Raw genomic sequence first — 17,940 nt, forward strand, 5'->3', positions numbered from 1 at the left:
TCAGTTACATGGCAAAGAAAGTATCTAAATGGTTTCGCATCGGGGTCGAAGGCGACACCTGCGACGGCCGCGAAATTGATGCTAACGACATCAAGCAAATGGCGGAGACATACAGCCCGAAAGCCTATGGCGCCCGCGTCAATCTGGAGCACATCAAAGGCGTGCTACCAACCAGCGATTTCCGCCGTTATGGCGACGTGATCCAGCTGAAAGCTGAACAGATCGATGATGTAGCTGAACCGCTGCTGCATGACAAATGGGCGCTGTACGCGATGATCAGCCCGACCGCGGATTTAACGCAGATGGTCGGCGACGGGCAGAAGGTTTACACCTCGATGGAGATCAAACGCAATTTCGCCAATTCCAATAAATCCTACCTGGTCGGTCTGGCCGTCACCGATGACCCCGCAAGCCTCGGCACTGAAATGCTGGAGTTCAGCCGTACAGCAAAACAGAACCCGCTGGCCGGTCGTAAAACCGATCCGGACAGCCTCTTCACCGTCGCCACCGAAGCACTGATTGAGTTTGAAGATGCGCCGGAAACTGCCTCTTCTCTTTTCGCCCTGGTGAAACAAAAGCTTTCACGTAAGCAGGCGTCAGACGATGCCCGCCTGGCCGATGTTCACGAAGCTGTCAGCGAGGTCGCTCAATACGCTCAGACTGAACTGAATAAGCATGAAACCAGCCTGACCGATCTGTTGAGCCGCGTCGATACCCTGGAAAAATCCACCGCTGCCGAACATGACGCCCTCACTGAACTGAAAGGCAAGCTTGCGCAGACACCGGCGCAGAACTTTAACCAGCGCCCGCACGCAACCGGCGGCACAGGCGCTGACGAGACAGTGACCGACTGCTGATCCAACATCTTTAATTCACCCTCAGGAAATAAGTCATGAAAAAAGAAACGCGCTTTAAATTTAATGCGTTCCTCTCCCAGCTCGCCAAACTCAACAACGTTGACGTCGGCACACTGGACAAGAAATTTAACGTCGAGCCGTCCGTCACTCAGACCCTGATGACCCGATTGCAGGAGTCCTCAGAGTTCCTGACCCGTATTAACATCATTCCGGTGGACGAAATGATGGGCGCTAAAGTTGGCGTCGGCGTGACCGGTACGATTGCCAGTACAACCAACACTGACGCCGGTGACGAGCGTGAAACGGCTGATTTCACCAAGCTGGATCAGGAAGGCTATCACTGCACCAAAACCAACTACGACTTCCACTGGATGTACAGCAAGCTGGACTTGTGGGCGCGCTACAACGATTTTCAGACCCGTTTGCGTGACGCCATTATCAAGCGTCAGGCACTGGATCGCATCCTGGTCGGCTTTAATGGCGTTTCACGCGCACCGACGTCTAACCGGGTTCAGAATCCGCTGTTGCAGGATGTCGGCGTGGGCTGGTTGCAAAAATACCGCCTGAATGCCCCAACCAAAGTGATGGGCATGATTGTCGCCGAAGACGGCACCGTGACCAATGAGACGGTGAAAGTCGGTGGCGAAGGTGAATACAAAAACCTCGACGCGCTAGTCTTTGATGCGGTGAATGAACTGATCGACCCAATCTATCAGGACGACACCGAACTGGTGGTTATCTGTGGCCGCAAGCTGCTCGCGGATAAGTATTTCCCGCTGATCAACAAACAACAGCCAAACACTGAGGCGATGGCCGCCGACCTGATTGTCAGCCAGAAACGCATCGGCAATCTGCCCGCCGTTCGCGTGCCCGGCTTCCCTCCTAACGCCATGCTGATTACCCGTCTGGATAACCTGTCCATTTACTGGCAGGACGGCACGCACCGCCGCCACGTTGAGGAAGTGCCGAAGCGTGACCGTATCGAAAACTACGAATCCATTAACGAGGATTATGTGGTTGAAGATTACGGCTGCGGCTGTCTGATCGAGAACATCGAAGTGACCGCCGGAGAAGACGACACAGCTGAAAAAGCTGATCTCAGCAAATTCACCTCGGCGATCGTTGATGCCATCAAAACTGCATCCGGTACCACCGCACCGGCAGCTCAGGAGTAAGCCATGACCAGCCCTGCCCGACGTCATTTGTTGCGGCAGTCAGCTATCGAAGCCGCGCAGCAGGATACCAGCCTGCTGCGTCATGCCACTGGCTATGAACTGCTGCTGCAAAAGCTTAATGCTGACCAGAAAGCCCTGAAGAAAGCCTATTCCGCTGAGAAAAAGGCAGAACTCAAACGCAAGATGCTGCCTGAATATGCGCCGTGGGTGGCAGGCGTTCTCGCTGAGGGTAAAGGCGCTCAGGACGCCATACTGATGACCATAATGATCTGGCGTATTGATGCCGGTGACTACGCCGGTGCGCTCGAAATCGCCCGCTATGCGCTGCATTACAAGCTGGCGATGCCGTTCGGTAAACGTCCTGCCGGTTATGCGTTGGCGGAGGAAATCGCCGACATGAGCACCCGCGCTCATGCTGCCGGTGAGCCAGTCAGTCTCGATGTACTCATGACCACGATGGAACTGACGGAAAGCCAGGACATGCCGGATCAGGTACGCGCCAAGCTGCACAAAATCACCGGCTATCTGTATCGCGACGCGGAAAAACTGCCGCTCGCCCTGCAACACCTGAAACGCGCCTTCCAACTAAACAGCAACTGCGGCGTTAAAAAAGACATTGAGCGGTTGGAATCAGCCATCAAAAAGGCTGCCAACGGCTAAACAGAACGCGCCCCGCGCCGGACGGCACGCCAGCCGAGACCGGTCTTTGACCGCGTTCAACGCTGGCGTCCACCGTCCACCTATTCAGAGGTCATTATGTCCCTTGTTGTACCAGCACCGAAACCGGACGCCGCGACGGAACCCGCGATTAGAAACACCCATTTCTGGCCTGATGTCGATCCGGTTGAGCTGCGCGACACGCTGCGCCTGGAGGGCACCGTCACGGCGAAAAGGCTGCGCACCGCCGCAAAGTTTGCCATGACCGAAGTGAATGCCGAGCTGTTCAGCTTTCGCGATGCGCAGATTGCCCAGGGCTTTACACGCCTGGCTGACGTTCCTGCCGATCAGATTGATGATGAAAGCGTGAAGGTCTGCGCCTATCAGCGCGCCGTGGCGTCTATCGCGGCGGCCTTCCTGGCGGAGCGTTACCCGAATAACGACACCACCGACAAGGGCAGCCAAAAGGCCGAAATCGTGGAAAGTACGGTGGATGATTTATGGCGGGACGGACGCAACGCCATCAGCGACGTCGCCGGTGTGTCTCACTGCATCATCGGGCTGCTCTGATGAAAGTCTATGCCGAACAGGGCGACACCGTAGATTCACTCTGCTGGCGGTACTACGGGCGCACCGAGTCGGTGATGGAGCAGGTTTACGCGGCTAACGTTGGTTTAGCTACTCGCGGGGCAATCCTGCCCCATGGCTACGCGGTGGAGCTGCCGGACATCACCCTGGCCGCAGTCAGTGAAACCGTCTCACTTTGGGACTGATGACCATGGAGCGCATCACCTCGTTTATCTGTTACTGCATCGCCGTCTTTCTGGCCTGGCTGGGGGGCATGTCTTATCAGGATATCGCCTTTTTGGTGGGTGCCGCCGTCGGCGTCGCGACCTTCCTGGTGAACTGGTATTACCGTCGCAAAACCTACCGCCTGCTGAAAGAAATGGGCATCAGTGGAGAAATCAATGCAGCCATCAATCGTTAGACGCTGCGCCGTCGCTGCCGTCCTGGCAATTGCCGCGCTGCTGCCGCAAACGCCCACGTTGAAAACGTCCGCCGCCGGTCTGGCACTGATTGCTGATTTTGAGGGCTGCCGCCTGTCTGCCTATCAGTGCAGCGCGGGCGTCTGGACAAACGGCATCGGGCACACCGCAGGCGTGAAACCACAAACGCACATCAGTGAACGGCAGGCCGCCGTTAACCTGGTGGAAGACGTGATGCGGGTGGAGAAAGGCATTGCGCGCTGTATGCCGGTTGCCATGCCGCAGCCGGTGTACGACGCCGTGGTGTCTTTTGCCTTTAACGTCGGCGTGACGGCGGCGTGCAAATCAACGTTAGGGTTTTTCATCAATAAAGGTCGATGGCGTGACGCCTGCGAGCAGTTGCCGCGCTGGGTGTTTGTGAAGGGCGAACGCGTCACCGGCCTGGAGCGCCGCCGCGCGAATGAGCTGGCCTACTGCCTGCGGGGTGTCTGATGCGCATTTTAATTCTGTTACTGCTGGCAGCCTGTGCGCTGGCGGGGCTGCAAACGTGGCGTATCGGCGGCCTGACTGAAAAAGTAGACCAGGCGCAGCGCATTATCGGCACGCTGTCCGCCGGTATTGAAAGCCGAGACAACGCCATTAACCGCCTGAGTGATGAGGCCGTGACGCGCGAACGCCAGGAAAAAAGCCTGCGCGCACAGCTATCACAAGCGGGGCAATTAGCGCGGGATCGTGAAATTCACCTTCAAAGGTTACTTAATGAAAATCAGGAAATGCGTGACTGGTATGCAGCTCGTCTGCCTGACGGTATTGGCCGGATGCACCAACGCCCCGCCTTTGCCAGCGCCGCAGATTATTTACGTTGGCTGTCCGGCGGTAACGAGTTGCCCGATACCGGCAAGCTCACCGGCCACTAACGGCGATTTAAGCAGTGATGTCAGAAACCTGGAGGCGGCACTCACAGCCTGCGGCCTCCAGGTGGAAGCGGTCAAACAATGCCAGGAGGAACACCGTGTTAAAACCCGCCCAACTGAGAAAAGCCTTAACTGACGCCGTGCCCGTGCTGCAAGCCAGCCCCGATACCTTGCGGATGTTTGTGGATAACGGGCGCATCGTTTCCACGTTAGCCAGCTCGCTGTCGTTTGAATATCAGTATCAGACCGAGCTGCTGATCACCAACTTTGCCCAGGACTGCGATCTGATCATTGTCCCAATCCTGGCCTGGCTGCGCGAGCATCAGCCGGACATCATGGCGACACCCGAAAAGCAGCAGACCGGCTTTAAATTCAAGGCCGATATGCTCGATGATGGTTCCTACGATATCGCAATTGACGTGCAGCTCACCGAGCGCGTGATCGTGAAACAGATTGATGCCGGTCTGCACGTGGAGCATTTTCCGGAACCGCCTCTGCCGGAGCCGGTGGAAAGGCCGCGTGAACTGTACCTGCACGGCGAGTTAGTGAGTCAGTGGAATGAGTGAGCTGACTGCGTTTGATACCCGCCTGGCGGGGCTGATTGCCGCGCTGTCCCCGCAGAACCGGAAAGCGATGGCGGCGACCATTGCGAAGCGCCTGCGCAAACACCAGCAGCAACGCATTAAGCAGCAGGTTACGCCGGAAGGGCAGCCGTTCACCCCGCGCCGCCCGCAGCCGTTGCGGGCAAAGAAAGGCCGCATTAAGCGGGAAATGTTCGCCAAACTGCGCACGGCCAAATACATGAAGGCCAAAGGCACTGCTGATGACGCGGTGGTGGAATTCACCGGACAGGTGCAACGGATGGCAAAAGTGCATCAGTACGGGCTGCGGGATCGCCCGTCTGTCCGTGCAAAAGAAATGCAGTATCCGGCGCGCCCGTTGTTAGGACTGGACGCGGAGGATGTGAAGATTGTGGAAGAAGAGTTGCTAAAAACCCTCATCCTGTAAACCACCAGCGCCTTCGGTTTGAATGACGGGATCTTCACATAACGAAGTCATCAAATCGGAAGGCCGATATAAGTCAGACTCGTTTCCCGTCCATAGTTACAATGGCGTCAGCAGAACTATTCGGAATGTGAATTTTTACCTTGACTCCTGAATCGGTAATTACCTCGATCGTAACCGAAGAAGGTGGCGCGCCCGTGTCATCACCTGTAAAAGCGATAACTATTTGTTCAGATGATTTATCTTCAATAATCGGCATTAAATCACCGTTTACTAATCCAGCATAAATTTTCACATTACCCATTTAACCCTCCGAAATGAAATCTATGGTTTTCAATGCCAATTAAACTTTTGACACAACCATCTAATTACAATGGTTAAAATCATCTTTTTTGGTACGTAACCCCAGTCACTTTATAACCCGCTATGGCTTTATGAGTATCATCTAGCTGCGGGACAATTAATTCATTTACAATGAAATGTAAGCAGCGTGCCATTAGGGCATAACATATAGCTGTATAACGCAACCCATGAGGACAATCTTCGCTTATAAGTTGATGACGTATTTTTGTATCCCCAAAATCCACAAAGACTTCATAGTCGGCATCATTAAGTGATTTCATACCATAGGATGGAAGTTCATCAACCTTCTTAATTAAGTCCATGAAATCTTGATGAGATGCGCCTTCGAAATTAGTTCTATGGGCGAACCCATTCCTGATCGAATTTAATTTATCGATAATGCGAAAGGCTTTTATTGGCAGCCCCATTCTTTGTGCTAACTGCGCCTTACCCATAAAGCCTAAGGAGAATCGTGATTTTTCTTTATTTTTAGAGTCATTGATAAATAAATCTTCAATTTCAGTATATCCACATATCCACGCTTCGATGAAGCGCTCTAGTGCTAAATGTGTTGTAAGACAATTGGCGAGATCATTCTCTTCCCTCATAACTTTCATAACTGTTTCGGCCTCAAAAGTAAAGCCGGAAACTCTCATCATAATTTCAAAGTTCATTTTAATCCTTTTTTGATGTCAATTCATCTTGAGCCAATATAATACGAATGATGATCTTTATCGATGATTGTGAGTAAATATGGCAAGACACAAAATGTGTAGCCAAGAAAATATTATTCTTAGTTTATGCTAAGAAGAATGTATATCCCAAGAAATATAACAGCGTTCAAGGGGATTGCTCACTGCAAACATCCACATCTAAATTACCCATATGCACAAAGCAGCCTCCAAGTTGTGCCACCCGCCATCAACCCACCTCAAATTGTATGCCGCCTGACAGGGCGGCATTCTTTTATCCATGAATACATCCATCCCAAACAACGACATTCCGCGCCTGCTGCGCAATCTGATCCGCATTGGCACCGTTGCCGAGGTTGATTTAGAGACGGCGACCTGTCGCGTCAATACTGGCGGCAACGTCACCGACTGGCTGCACTGGCTGACGTCCCGCGCTGGGCGTTCCCGTTCCTGGTGGGCGCCGTCTGACGGTGAACAGGTTGTGTTGTTCTGCCTGGGCGGCGAGCTGGATACCGCCTTTGTGATGCCTGGCATTTTTTCTGATGAATTTCCGGCACCGTCTGCGTCCGCCGATGCTGTACACGTCACTTTCCCTGACGGTGCGGTGATCGAATACGAACCCGAAACCGGCGCACTGCTGGCAACCGGCATCAAATCCGCCACGGTAAACGCCTCGGAAAAAGTCGCGGTGACTGCGCCGGACATCACCTGCACCGCATCAGCCCGCATCACCCTCGACACGCCGGAAGTGGTCTGCACCAACAAGCTCACGACAGGCAGCCTGGAGGTGAAACAAGGCGGAACCCTAACCGGCAACCTCACCCATTCAGGCGGGAGTCTCACGTCAAACGGCGTGGTTGTTCATACCCATAAACACGGCGGCGTCCAGACGGGCGGTGGCAACACTGGCGCGCCCGCCTGATAACGAGGAGTTTTTAATGAATGTTTTCTTGTCAGTTTTTTGTGCGTCAATTTCAGGGGGAATGCTGGCGAACGATGCGGGCGGCTGGTGGTTGGTTGCCATTCTTGGCCTTATTTTCCTTTGCGCTCATGACTAACGCCAAATACATCGGCCTGGCTCGCGAATCAGGGCGCAGCGTCGAAGACCTGGCGCACATTCAGCAGTCGGTCAGCGACATTTTGCGCACGCCCGTCGGTTCCCGTGTCATGCGCCGTGACTATGGTTCACTGCTATCGATGCTGACTGACCGCCCGCAGAATGCGGCGCTGCGCCTGCAAATCATGGCGGCCTGCTACAGCGCGATCCTCAAGTGGGAGCCACGCGTCAGCCTGACCGGCATCACCTTTGAAACGACGTTCGACGGGAAAATGGTGGTGGATATCACCGGCACCCGCAAAGACACGTCCGCCGCCATTTCCTTAACCTTACCCGTGAGCTAACCATGGCAACTATCGACCTGAGCCAGTTACCCGCCCCCGACGTGGTGGAGGTGCTGGATTACGAAACCCTCCTGGCGGAGCGCAAAGCCACGCTGGTCTCGCTTTACCCCGAAGACCAGCAGGCCGCAATTGCCCGCACGCTGACCCTGGAGTCTGAGCCGATTGTGAAACTGCTGGAGGAGAACGCTTACCGCGAAGTGATCCTGCGTCAGCGGGTAAACGAGGCGGCACAGGCGGTGATGCTGGCTTATGCCTCCGGTAATGATCTCGACAATATCGCCGCCACGTTCAGCGTGGAACGCCTGACGATCACCCCTGCCGATACGGTCAGCGTGCCCGCCGTGGCTGCTGTGATGGAAAGCGATGCGGATTTGCGTATCCGTGCGCAGCAGGCGTTCGAAGGGCTGAGCGTGGCCGGTCCGGTCGGCTCTTATGAGTATCACGGGCGCTCGGCTGACGGGCGGGTGGCGGATATTTCGGTCATCAGTCCGTCGCCTGCCTGCGTGACAATTTCCGTGCTGGCACAGACCGGCAACGGCACCGCGCCCGCTGACCTGCTGGCCGTGGTTCAGGCCGCGCTCAATGACGAGAACGTGCGCCCCGTGGCTGACCGCGTGACCGTCCAGTCTGCCACCGTGGTCAGTTACACCATTGATGCCGTGCTGTATTTGTTCCCTGGTCCGGAAGCCGAACCCATTCGAGAAGCCGCCGAGGCAAAACTGATTGCTTACACCACCGCGCAGCACCGTTTAGGCCGCGACATCCGGCTGTCCGCCATTTATGCCGCGCTGCACGTTGAAGGTGTGCAGCGGGTGGAGCTGAAAAGCCCCGCCGCTGACATCGAGCTGGATAAAACGCAGGCGTCATTCTGCACCGCGTACACCCTGAAAGTGGGCGGCTACGATGAGTGATCGCCTGCTGCCTGCCGGTTCCTCGGCTCTTGAGGTTGCCGCCGCCGATGCCTGCGCCGCGCTTGAAAACGTGCCGGTGCCGCTGCGGCAACTCTGGGATCCGCTGACCTGTCCGGAGAAGCTTTTGCCGTACCTGGCATGGGCGCTGTCGGTTGATCGCTGGGATGAAAACTGGCCTGTCGCCACTAAGCGCCGCGTCATTCAGTCGGCGTGGTTCATTCACTGCCACAAGGGAACCCTCGGTGCCATCCGGCGCGTGGTGGAGCCGCTCGGCTACCTGATTAACGTGACCGAGTGGTGGGAAACGAATGACGAGCCAGGCACGTTTCGCCTGGATATCGGTGTGCTGGAAACCGGCATCACCGAAGAAATGTATTTAGAGATGGAAAGACTGATTGCCGACGCCAAACCGGCCAGCCGCCATCTGATTGGCCTGTCCATCAACCTGGACGTCAGCGGCACCTTACCCGTGGCCGCCGCAAGCTACGGCGGCGACATGCTGACCGTTTACCCCTACACCCCTGAAAGTATCACCGTCTCCGGCAGTGGTTACGCCGGTGCGGCGGTTCACCTTACCGACACCGTGAGAATCTACCCATGACAACCAAATACTTTGCCCTGCTGACCAACCAGGGGGCAGCAAAGCTGGCGAACGCCGCCGCACTCGGTACAAAAGTACAAATTACCCAGATGGGGGTCGGTGACGGCGGCGGCACCCTGCCCACGCCAACCGGCACGCAGACCTCGCTTATCAACGAAAAGCGGCGCGCCCTGCTTAACGCCCTGAGCGTGGACGCCGCCAACAGCAGCCAGATTGTTGCGGAACAAATCATTCCCGAAAATGAGGGCGGGTTTTGGATCCGTGAAATCGGCCTGTACGACAGCGACAACACGCTGATCGCCGTGGCGAACTGCCCCGAAACCTATAAGCCGATGCTCGCCGAAGGCAGCGGCCGCACGCAGACCGTGCGCATGATTTTAATCATCAACAGCACCGACGCGGTGACGCTGAAAATTGACCCGTCCGTGGTGCTGGCTACCCGCCAGTCCGTGGACGCGGCGGTGATTGAGGTGAAAGCCTATGCCGATAACGCGTTGGCAAAGCACCTGGCCGCGACAAATCCCCATACGCAGTATGCGCCCAAAGTGAGTCCGGTATTGTCCGGCACCCCCACAGCCCCGACGGCACCACCGGCAAGCAACGATCTGCAACTGGCTAACACGGCGTTTGTTACGGCGGCCATCGCGGCCTTAGTGGGGACATCGCCGGAGGCGCTCGACACGCTCAATGAGCTGGCCGCAGCCATGGGTAATGACCCGAATTTTTCAGCGACGGTGCTCAATAAGCTGGCGAAAAAAGCCGAACTGGCGGGGAGCGCGACGCAGGCTTTTAACGTCGCCGTGGGCGGCAGCGCGTCTTCCGCCGTTAATCAGGGGCAGTTTATTACCGGAACGAATGGAAACGGCGTGTATGCCCGCCTTCCCGGCGGGCTGCAAATTTGCCGCAACTCTATCCCGACCACTAACGGCAGCGCCGTGAAGTGGACCTACCCCCTCGCTTTCAACGCGACGCCGCAGGTTTTTTCAATGCCGGTAAACCCCTCGTCCGAACAACGTTCGGCCATGTGGACGACCGGGATCTCTGCCACCAGCGTTGATGTGTTTAATCCCAACGCGCAGGGGTGTCTTGTAAACGTATTGGCCGTAGGTTACTGAGGAATGCAAATGAAATTTATTACTATCAACGAACAGGGCGTGATAGACAGTATGCGCATTGAGCTGCCCGCCGATGGCCGCGCGTTCACTGAACAGGAAAGCGCCGCCATGGCTGCCCGCGGATTCATCCCGGTCACGGATGCGCAGTGGCAAAGCATCGGTCCGGATTACCGCTTCATTGAGGGTGTCCTGCTTCCCCCGGCGGCAATACCGGCGGCGCAGCGCCTGGAGGAGGCAAAGGCGGCTCAAAAAAACGGGCTGAAAAATGCCTGTCAGGATTATTTACTGGCGGGGTTTTCGGCGGATGCGTTGGGCAGCGATTACCGTTATCCCTCCCAGATCACCGATCAACAAAACCTGTCCAGTGCGGCTTCTGCACAGACGGGCGCTTACTTGTGGTGTGCAAAAGAGGCGGAATGGTCACTGAAAAGCCATACCCCGGCGCAGGTCCAGGCGGTGCGCGTGGCGTGGGTGACGTATCTGAATGCCGCACAGCAAAAGCTGGTCAGCCTGATGGACGATGTTGAAAATACCACCACGCCGGAAGAAGCCGCCGCCGTGGTATGGCGTGACTGATACACATCCGAGAATGACGCTGCCCCGAAAGGGGCTTTTTTGTATCGGGCATCGTTGCCCCTGACTGTGCTGTCCGGAACCTGCAGCACAGTCATTGCTGACGTTGCCTCGCCTGCGTTGTGCCATTTCCCACACATCCCTCCCGCCGTGCCTGATTGCCCCCAACACGCGATGATTGACCTCACCCCAATCACAGGAAAAACACCATGGCTGATTATCACCACGGCGTGCGCGTTGTTGAAATCAACGACGGCACCCGCGTTATTTCCACCGTTTCCACCGCCATCATCGGGATGGTCTGCACCGCAGAGGATGCCGACGCCGACGCGTTCCCCCTCGATACGCCGGTACTGATTACCAACGTGCTGACCGCCGCCGGTAAGGCCGGTAAAACCGGCACGCTCTACGCCTCCCTGATGGCCATCGCCAACCAGGCAAAACCGGTGGTCGTCGTCGTGCGGGTTGCCGAAGGCGAAACCGACGCGGAAACCACCTCCAACCTCATCGGCACCACGGACGCCACCGGCATGTATACCGGCATGAAAGCCCTGCTGTCCGCGCAGACCGAACTCGGCGTAAAGCCGCGCATTCTCGGCGTGCCGGGTCTGGATAATCAGGAGGTTGCGACCGCACTGGCCGCCGTCTGTCAGCAACTGCGTGCATTCGGCTACGTCAGCGCACACGGCTGTAAAACGGTCTCTGATGCCATCAAGTACCGCGATAATTTCAGCCAGCGTGAGCTGATGGTGGTCTGGCCGGATTTCGTGGCCTGGAACACCACCACCAACGCCAGCGACATCGCCCCCGCCACGGCTTACGCCCTCGGCCTGCGTGCCAAAATCGACGCAGAAACCGGCTGGCATAAAACACTCTCTAACGTCGGCATTAACGGCGTCACCGGCCTGTCGGCCAGCGTGTACTGGGATTTGCAGACCCCCGGCACCGATGCCGACCTGCTGAACCAGGCGTGCGTCACCACCCTTATCCGCAAGGACGGCTTTAAGTTCTGGGGACAGCGCACCTGCTCTGAAGACCCGCTATTTTTGTTTGAGAACTACACGCGCACCGCGCAGGTGCTCGCAGACACTATGGCGGAGGCGCACCTGTGGGCGATGGACAAACCCATGACCCCGACGCTTATCAAAGACATGATCGGCGGCATCAACGCCAAGCTGCGCGAAATGAAAACCGCCGGTCTGATCATCGATGGCAAATGCTGGTATGACGCGGAGGCGAACACCGTGGACACCCTGAAAGCGGGCAAGCTCACCATTGATTACGACTATACGCCGGTGCCGCCGCTGGAAGATTTGACCCTGCGGCAGCGCATCACCGACCAGTACCTGGCGACGTTCGCCACGGCCATCAACAGTTAAGAGGCGCTCAAACATGGCACTGCCTAAGAAACTCAAATACCTGAACCTGTTTAACGACGGCAATAGCTACCTCGGCACGGTCAGCGCGCTGACGCTGCCGAAGCTGACCCGCAAGCTGGAGAACTATCGCGGCGGCGGCATGAACGGTTCAGCCCCGGTGGATTTTGGCCTGGACGATGACGCCCTGACGTTTGAATGGACGGTGGGCGGCCTGGATGAACAGGTGCTTCAGCAGTGGGGGGCGGTGGCCGCCGTGCCGCTGCGCTTTGCCGGTTCCTTCCAGCGCGACGACACCGGCGACATCTCCGCCGTGGAAGTCTCCCTGCGCGGCCGTCACAAGGAAATGGATTTTGGTGAATACAAACAGGGTGAAGACACCGAAACCAAAATCACCACCCAGTGTACCTATTTCAAGCTCACGATTGACGGCAAAGACGTGATTGAAGTCGATACCGTGAACATGGTGGAAATCGTGAACGGCGTTGACCGCCTGGAGCAGCACCGCCAGAACATCGGCCTGTAACCCCTAACCGCGCCGAACCCCGGCGCAAAACCTCGCCTTTTGAAGAAGAGACACCGCTATGTCAGAACAAAATGAAAATATCGTTATCCTGGAAGAACCGATCAAGCGCGGCGACACCGTCATTGAACAGATTGAAGTCATCAAACCGAATGCCGGACACCTGCGCGGGATCGGCCTGGCTGCCCTGGCGAATGCCGACGTTGATGCGCTGACCCTGCTGCTGCCCCGCATCACCGCGCCGAACCTGACGCCGAAGGACTGCCAGTCACTGAGCCTGCCCGACCTGGTGGAGCTGGCGGGTAAGGTGGTGGGTTTTTTATCGCCGAAGTCGGCACGGTAACGCTGCCGCCTAACCTGGCAGTCGATGATCTGATGGCGGATATCGCGGTGATCTTCCACTGGCCGCCGTCAGAACTGAACCCGATGACGCTGACCGAACTGCTGGTGTGGCGTCATAAGGCCATGCAGCGCAGCGGAGCCACAGACAGTGAGTAACTTAAAAGTAGAGGTGCTGTTAAAGGCGGTTGACCAGGCAACCCGCCCGTTTAAATCAGTGCAAAACGCCAGTAAGGCGCTGGCCGGAGAGATTAAAACCTCACAGGCCGCGCTCAAAGACCTGAACGCCCAGGCCGGGAAAATTGACGGCTTCCGTAAATCCAGCGCACAGCTCGCCGTCACCGGTCAAAAACTCAAAGACGCCAAAGCGGAAGCGGCGGCGCTGGCGATTCAGTTCAGAAACACCGCCAGCCCGACCCGCGCACAGGCGCAGGCCATGGAATCGGCCAAGCGTACCGCCGCGCAGTTGCAGACCCAGTTCAACGGGCTGCGCCAGTCGGTGCAGCGTCAGCGCACCGAACTTACCCAGGCGGGCATCAGCACGCGCACGCTGTCTGACTCTGAGCGTCGCCTGAGAACGTCCATCAGCGAAACCACCGCCCAGCTCAACCGGCAGCGTGAATCCCTGGCACGGGTGAGCGCGCAGCAGGCCAAACTCAACGCGGTGAAAGGCCGGTATCAGGCGGGCAAACAACTGGCCGGTAGCGTGATCGGTGCAGGTGCCGCCGGTGTCGGGATTGCGACGGCGGGCACGGCGGCGGGTGTCGGGCTGCTGATGCCCGGATTTAACTTTGCGCAGAAAAACTCTGAATTGCAGGCGACATTAGGGCTGGAGAAAGATTCCGCCGATATGACCGCGCTGCGCACCCAGGCGCGGCAGCTCGGCGACAACACCGCCGCCTCTGCCGACGATGCCGCCGCCGCGCAAATCATCGTCGCCAAGTCCGGCGCGGACAAGGACGGCATTCTGGCGGCGACGCCGACTATTCTGAATCTGTCCCTGGCAAACAAGCGCACCATGGAGGAGAACGCCACCCTGCTGATGGGCGTGAAGTCCGCGTTCGGCATGACCAATGACACCGTGTCACACATCGGGGACGTGCTTTCTACGGCCATGAATAAGTCGGCGGCCACCTTTGAAGGGTTGTCAGACACCATGACCTATGCCGCGCCGGTGGCGAAACAGGCCGGTATCAGCGTCGAAGAAACGGCCGCGATGGCCGCCGCCCTGGCGGATGCCAAAATCACCGGCTCGATGGCGGGCACCGGCGCGCGAGCGGTCATTACCCGCCTGCAGGCACCGACGGGCACCGCCGCCGCCGCGCTCGGCGAACTGAAAGTGAAAACGGCGGACAGCAAAGGCAACATGCGCCCGCTGTTTACCATCCTGAAAGAAATGCAAAAGAGCTTTGAGAAAAACAAGCTCGGTTCGTCGCAGCGTGCGCAGTACATGAAAGCCATCTTTGGCGAGGAAGCCAGCTCGGCGGCGGCGGTGCTGATGGGGGATGCCTCCTCCGGCAAGCTCGACCAGCTCAGCCAGGCGCTGAAAACCTCGGACGGCAAAACCGAGGCGCTGGTGGCGATCATGCAGGACAACCTCGGCGGCGACTTTAAGGAATTTCAGTCCGCCTATGAGGCGGTCGGGACTGATCTGTTTGATCAGCAGGATTCGTCCCTGCGCAAACTGGTGCAAACTGCCACCGGCTACGTGCTGAAACTGGATAAATGGGTGGTGAACAATAAAGCCCTGGCGGCCACGCTCGGCAAGGTGGCGGGCGGTGCGCTGCTGATTATCGGCGCGCTGGGCATGTTTGGCCTGGTGGCCGGTCCCGTTATCAGCGGGATTAATCTGATTGTTGCCGCCGCCAGCATGCTCTGGACCATTCTCGGCACGGTGGGCGGCGCGATTGCAACGGTGATCGGCGGCCTGACATGGCCGATTGTTGCCGTCGGTGTCGCCATTGTCGCCGGGGCGCTGCTTATCCGTAAATACTGGGAGCCGATCAGCGCCTTCTTTGCGGGGGTGATTGAAGGGTTAGGGATTGCGTTCGAACCGGTAAAAGAGATGTTTGCGCCGTTGCAGCCGGTGTTTGACTGGCTTGGGGACAAGCTCAAAGCCTTGTGGCAGTGGTTTAAAGACCTGATTGAACCCGTGAAATCCACGCAGGAAACGCTGAACAGTTGTAAAGATGCGGGGGTGTCGTTTGGTCATCTGGTCGCTAACGCACTGACCGCGCCGTTGCAGGTGGCCAATAAGCTGCGCAGCAGCGTGGTCTGGCTGCTGGAGAAGCTCGGCCTGATAAAAGACGAGTCTGCTGATTTGGATAAGAATGCCGACAAAGCCAACCGCGCGGCGCAGGGTGTCAGCGTTGCCGCCCCGCCGCCGGGCGGATTGCTCGGCGGGGGCTATGTGCCCGTTTCCGCCGGTGGCAGCGGCAGCTATGTAGACCGCAGCACGCATACCTACCAGATTTCAGCCGGTAATGGCCTGGGTGGGGCAGATGCGGGAAAACAAATCCGCGCTGAACTGGAAGCCCGTGACCGCGCCCGCGCCGCACAGCAACGTTCACGCATGGATAACGACTAAGGAGATATTCCCATGATGTTAGTACTCGGGATGTTTGTGTTTCAGTTGCAGACCCTCCCTTATCAAAGTTTGCAGCGCGATGTGGATTACCGCTGGCCGGCGAATAACCGCATTGGCCTGCGCCCCTTGCCTCAGTTCCTCGGGGTCAATGAGGAGAAAATCACCCTCTCCGGCGTGCTGTTGCCGGAAATCACCGGCGGCAAGCTGTCGCTGCTGACGCTGAACCTGATGGCAGATCAGGGCATGGTCTGGCCGCTGCTGGACGGAAGCGGCACGATTTACGGGCTGTTTTTAATCAACAGCGTCAGCGAAACCCAAACGGAATTTTTCTCCAACGGCATGGCGCGAAAGATTGAATTTACGCTGACGCTCACCCGCGTGGATGACTCCCTGAGCACGATGTTAGGTGACGTGAACAGCTGGGGTGAGGGGGTATTAAATCAGGCGGGCGGTCTGGTTAACCAGGCTGCCGCAACGGCCGGAGGGTTATTTGCATGATCGCGGACGCGGTAAGCGGCATGGGCGGGCAGTTCGCGCCGGACTTTACGGTGACCGTCGGCGGTAAGGACATCACGCAGGACGTGAGTAACCGGCTGATTTCGCTGACGCTCACGGATAACCGGGGCTTTGAGGCTGACCAGCTCGACATCGCGCTAAGCGACACCGACGGCCTGCTGGAGATGCCGCCACGCGGCGCGGTGATAAATATCGCGCTCGGCTGGAAAGGCCAGGCGCTGACGAACAAAGGCGATTTTACCGTGGATGAGGTGGAGCATCGCGGCACGCCGGACACGCTGACTATCCGCGCCCGCAGCGCGGACTATCGCGGCAGCCTGAATTCCCGCCGCGACAACTCTTATCACGACACGACGCTGGAGGCGGTGGTGTCCGCCGTGGCGGCGCGCAACAACCTCAAGCCCGCCGTTGCCGAGCCGTTCAGGGGCGTAAAGGTCTCACACATTGACCAGACCCAGGAAACGGACGCGAAATTTATCACGCGCCTGGCGGAGCTGAACGGCGCGGTTGTAGCTATCAAGGCGGGCAGCCTGCTGTTTATCAAGCCAGGCGCGGCAAAGACGGCCAGCGGGAAGCCAATCCCGCAGATGACGATTATCCGCAGCGACGGCGACGGGCACACGTTCAATATTGCTGACCGTGGGGCGTATACCGGCGTTTCGGCAAGCTGGCTGCATACCAAAGACCCGAAGCCGAAAAAGGTGAAGGTTCAGCGAAAACCGAAAGTGCAGTACCTGCGCGCCCTGCAACATCCGAAGGCAAAGAAGGTCAGCACGAAGGTGCAGAAAACGCCGGAGGCGAAAGAAGGCGATTACCTGGCGGGCAGCGATGAAAACGTGTTTACCCTCACCACCGTCTATGCCACGCAAAAGGCCGCCATGCGGGCAGCCCAGGCGAAGTGGGACAAACTCCAGCGCGGCGTCGCCGAATTCTCAATTTCCCTGGCGCGCGGGCGGGCGGATTTATTTCCTGAAACGCCGGTGGCGGTGTCCGGCTTTAAATCCGTGATCGACGCGCAGCCGTGGATAATCAGCAAGGTGACGCACAGCCTGGGCAGCAGCGGATTTGTGACGATGTTGAATCTGGAAGTATTGCTGTCGGATGTGAGTTATGAAGCTACTGAAAGCTGATCACTCGACCCGTTTGACGTCAGGATGGAGTTCACTGGCAGCCTCATGAAATATATCGCCGAGCCAGCCAGGAATTTCACCCTCAGTCATATCATCGGGAATGATGATGTCATTCAGGCGAGAAAATTTTCTTTCAGACATATCAGCCCGAAATACCTGCCAACCTTCTGGTGTTTTATTAACGCCGAGATAGCGACCGAAGACATTATAAATCAGCATATTTTCTCCTTCGTATTAATC

Annotated in this window: 27 protein-coding genes; 24 read left to right on the forward strand and 3 right to left on the reverse strand. The window is 57.3% G+C overall.

Going from position 1 to position 17,940, the window contains the following annotated elements; all coding sequences use genetic code 11:
• Positions 1 to 8 precede the first annotated feature (8 nt).
• The 11 genes from ACOZIO_RS04405 to ACOZIO_RS04455 all read left to right on the forward strand — a co-directional run bounded on the left by ACOZIO_RS04405 (position 9) and on the right by ACOZIO_RS04455 (position 5,597).
• Complete coding sequence (locus ACOZIO_RS04405) at positions 9 to 857, forward strand: GPO family capsid scaffolding protein (RefSeq protein WP_421594966.1); 849 nt, start codon at positions 9 to 11, stop codon at positions 855 to 857.
• A 35-nt stretch (positions 858 to 892) separates the two neighbouring features.
• Positions 893 to 2,032: a phage major capsid protein, P2 family gene (locus tag ACOZIO_RS04410; RefSeq protein WP_421594967.1), complete on the forward strand. Its 1,140-nt coding sequence runs from the start codon at positions 893 to 895 to the stop codon at positions 2,030 to 2,032.
• 3 nt (positions 2,033 to 2,035) lie between these two features.
• Positions 2,036 to 2,692 carry a terminase endonuclease subunit gene (locus ACOZIO_RS04415; RefSeq protein WP_266059323.1) on the forward strand — a complete coding sequence of 219 codons (657 nt, stop codon included), beginning with the start codon at positions 2,036 to 2,038 and terminating at the stop codon, positions 2,690 to 2,692.
• Positions 2,693 to 2,788: 96 nt separating this feature from the next.
• On the forward strand, positions 2,789 to 3,259 hold the full coding sequence (locus ACOZIO_RS04420) for a head completion/stabilization protein (RefSeq protein ID WP_421594968.1): 471 nt from the start codon (positions 2,789 to 2,791) through the stop codon (positions 3,257 to 3,259).
• Positions 3,259 to 3,462 carry a tail protein X gene (locus tag ACOZIO_RS04425; RefSeq protein ID WP_421594969.1) on the forward strand — a complete coding sequence of 68 codons (204 nt, stop codon included), beginning with the start codon at positions 3,259 to 3,261 and terminating at the stop codon, positions 3,460 to 3,462. The genes ACOZIO_RS04420 and ACOZIO_RS04425 overlap by 1 nt, the downstream gene beginning before the upstream one ends.
• Positions 3,463 to 3,467: 5 nt before the next feature.
• The gene (locus tag ACOZIO_RS04430) at positions 3,468 to 3,677 is read left to right on the forward strand and encodes a phage holin (RefSeq protein WP_421594970.1); all 210 of its coding nucleotides are present in this window, start codon (positions 3,468 to 3,470) and stop codon (positions 3,675 to 3,677) included.
• Complete coding sequence (locus tag ACOZIO_RS04435) at positions 3,658 to 4,167, forward strand: lysozyme (protein ID WP_421594971.1); 510 nt, start codon at positions 3,658 to 3,660, stop codon at positions 4,165 to 4,167. The genes ACOZIO_RS04430 and ACOZIO_RS04435 overlap by 20 nt, the downstream gene beginning before the upstream one ends.
• A complete protein-coding gene (gene lysB, locus ACOZIO_RS04440; protein WP_421594972.1) occupies positions 4,167 to 4,592 on the forward strand; it encodes an Rz-like lysis system protein LysB in 426 nt (141 codons plus the stop codon). The genes ACOZIO_RS04435 and lysB overlap by 1 nt, the downstream gene beginning before the upstream one ends.
• Positions 4,486 to 4,725 (forward strand): Rz1-like lysis system protein LysC, encoded by a 240-nt coding sequence (gene lysC, locus ACOZIO_RS04445; RefSeq protein ID WP_255414952.1) that lies wholly within the window; start codon positions 4,486 to 4,488, stop codon positions 4,723 to 4,725. Before lysB ends, lysC begins: the two co-directional genes overlap by 107 nt.
• A complete protein-coding gene (locus ACOZIO_RS04450) occupies positions 4,688 to 5,155 on the forward strand; it encodes a phage tail protein (RefSeq protein ID WP_421594973.1) in 468 nt (155 codons plus the stop codon). Before lysC ends, ACOZIO_RS04450 begins: the two co-directional genes overlap by 38 nt.
• Positions 5,148 to 5,597: a phage virion morphogenesis protein gene (locus ACOZIO_RS04455; protein WP_421594974.1), complete on the forward strand. Its 450-nt coding sequence runs from the start codon at positions 5,148 to 5,150 to the stop codon at positions 5,595 to 5,597. The genes ACOZIO_RS04450 and ACOZIO_RS04455 overlap by 8 nt, the downstream gene beginning before the upstream one ends.
• A gap of 73 nt (positions 5,598 to 5,670) precedes the next feature.
• On the opposite strand, the gene ACOZIO_RS04460 is transcribed toward ACOZIO_RS04455, so the two are convergent.
• Positions 5,671 to 5,898, reverse strand: a complete 228-nt coding sequence (locus ACOZIO_RS04460) for a hypothetical protein (protein ID WP_421594975.1) — start codon at positions 5,896 to 5,898, stop codon at positions 5,671 to 5,673.
• Positions 5,899 to 5,977: 79 nt separating this feature from the next.
• Complete coding sequence (locus tag ACOZIO_RS04465; RefSeq protein WP_421594976.1) at positions 5,978 to 6,610, reverse strand: hypothetical protein; 633 nt, start codon at positions 6,608 to 6,610, stop codon at positions 5,978 to 5,980.
• Between the two features lie 298 nt (positions 6,611 to 6,908).
• On the opposite strand from ACOZIO_RS04465, the gene ACOZIO_RS04470 reads away from it, so the two are divergent.
• The 13 genes from ACOZIO_RS04470 to ACOZIO_RS04530 all read left to right on the forward strand — a co-directional run bounded on the left by ACOZIO_RS04470 (position 6,909) and on the right by ACOZIO_RS04530 (position 17,700).
• Positions 6,909 to 7,550, forward strand: coding sequence for a phage baseplate assembly protein V (locus ACOZIO_RS04470; protein WP_421594977.1), 642 nt, complete (start codon positions 6,909 to 6,911; stop codon positions 7,548 to 7,550).
• Between the two features lie 128 nt (positions 7,551 to 7,678).
• Positions 7,679 to 8,029, forward strand: coding sequence for a GPW/gp25 family protein (locus ACOZIO_RS04475; RefSeq protein ID WP_421594978.1), 351 nt, complete (start codon positions 7,679 to 7,681; stop codon positions 8,027 to 8,029).
• Between the two features lie 2 nt (positions 8,030 to 8,031).
• Entirely contained in the window at positions 8,032 to 8,940 is a 909-nt protein-coding gene (locus tag ACOZIO_RS04480; protein WP_421594979.1) for a baseplate assembly protein, read from the forward strand.
• Positions 8,933 to 9,541, forward strand: coding sequence for a phage tail protein I (locus ACOZIO_RS04485; RefSeq protein ID WP_421594980.1), 609 nt, complete (start codon positions 8,933 to 8,935; stop codon positions 9,539 to 9,541). Before ACOZIO_RS04480 ends, ACOZIO_RS04485 begins: the two co-directional genes overlap by 8 nt.
• Positions 9,538 to 10,656 carry a phage tail protein gene (locus ACOZIO_RS04490; protein ID WP_421594981.1) on the forward strand — a complete coding sequence of 373 codons (1,119 nt, stop codon included), beginning with the start codon at positions 9,538 to 9,540 and terminating at the stop codon, positions 10,654 to 10,656. The genes ACOZIO_RS04485 and ACOZIO_RS04490 overlap by 4 nt, the downstream gene beginning before the upstream one ends.
• Positions 10,657 to 10,665: 9 nt before the next feature.
• A complete protein-coding gene (locus ACOZIO_RS04495; RefSeq protein WP_421594982.1) occupies positions 10,666 to 11,232 on the forward strand; it encodes a hypothetical protein in 567 nt (188 codons plus the stop codon).
• Between the two features lie 206 nt (positions 11,233 to 11,438).
• Positions 11,439 to 12,608 (forward strand): phage tail sheath protein, encoded by a 1,170-nt coding sequence (locus ACOZIO_RS04500; protein WP_421594983.1) that lies wholly within the window; start codon positions 11,439 to 11,441, stop codon positions 12,606 to 12,608.
• 13 nt (positions 12,609 to 12,621) lie between these two features.
• Positions 12,622 to 13,131, forward strand: coding sequence for a phage major tail tube protein (locus ACOZIO_RS04505; protein ID WP_421594984.1), 510 nt, complete (start codon positions 12,622 to 12,624; stop codon positions 13,129 to 13,131).
• A 58-nt stretch (positions 13,132 to 13,189) separates the two neighbouring features.
• Positions 13,190 to 13,471: a phage tail assembly protein gene (locus tag ACOZIO_RS04510; protein WP_129990491.1), complete on the forward strand. Its 282-nt coding sequence runs from the start codon at positions 13,190 to 13,192 to the stop codon at positions 13,469 to 13,471.
• 32 nt (positions 13,472 to 13,503) lie between these two features.
• The gene (locus tag ACOZIO_RS04515; protein ID WP_113876560.1) at positions 13,504 to 13,626 is read left to right on the forward strand and encodes a GpE family phage tail protein; all 123 of its coding nucleotides are present in this window, start codon (positions 13,504 to 13,506) and stop codon (positions 13,624 to 13,626) included.
• A complete protein-coding gene (locus tag ACOZIO_RS04520; protein ID WP_421594985.1) occupies positions 13,619 to 16,054 on the forward strand; it encodes a phage tail tape measure protein in 2,436 nt (811 codons plus the stop codon). The genes ACOZIO_RS04515 and ACOZIO_RS04520 overlap by 8 nt, the downstream gene beginning before the upstream one ends.
• A gap of 12 nt (positions 16,055 to 16,066) precedes the next feature.
• A complete protein-coding gene (locus ACOZIO_RS04525) occupies positions 16,067 to 16,552 on the forward strand; it encodes a phage tail protein (RefSeq protein ID WP_421594986.1) in 486 nt (161 codons plus the stop codon).
• Positions 16,549 to 17,700, forward strand: a complete 1,152-nt coding sequence (locus ACOZIO_RS04530) for a phage late control D family protein (RefSeq protein ID WP_421594987.1) — start codon at positions 16,549 to 16,551, stop codon at positions 17,698 to 17,700. The genes ACOZIO_RS04525 and ACOZIO_RS04530 overlap by 4 nt, the downstream gene beginning before the upstream one ends.
• Here the strand turns inward: ACOZIO_RS04530 and ACOZIO_RS04535 are convergent, their stop codons facing one another.
• Complete coding sequence (locus ACOZIO_RS04535; RefSeq protein WP_129990494.1) at positions 17,701 to 17,919, reverse strand: DUF7661 family protein; 219 nt, start codon at positions 17,917 to 17,919, stop codon at positions 17,701 to 17,703. It lies immediately after the preceding gene.
• Positions 17,920 to 17,940 lie beyond the last annotated feature (21 nt).

The organism is Rahnella sp. PD4 (assembly GCF_049199325.1).
In the GTDB taxonomy this organism is placed as follows: Bacteria; Pseudomonadota; Gammaproteobacteria; order Enterobacterales; family Enterobacteriaceae; genus Rahnella; species Rahnella perminowiae.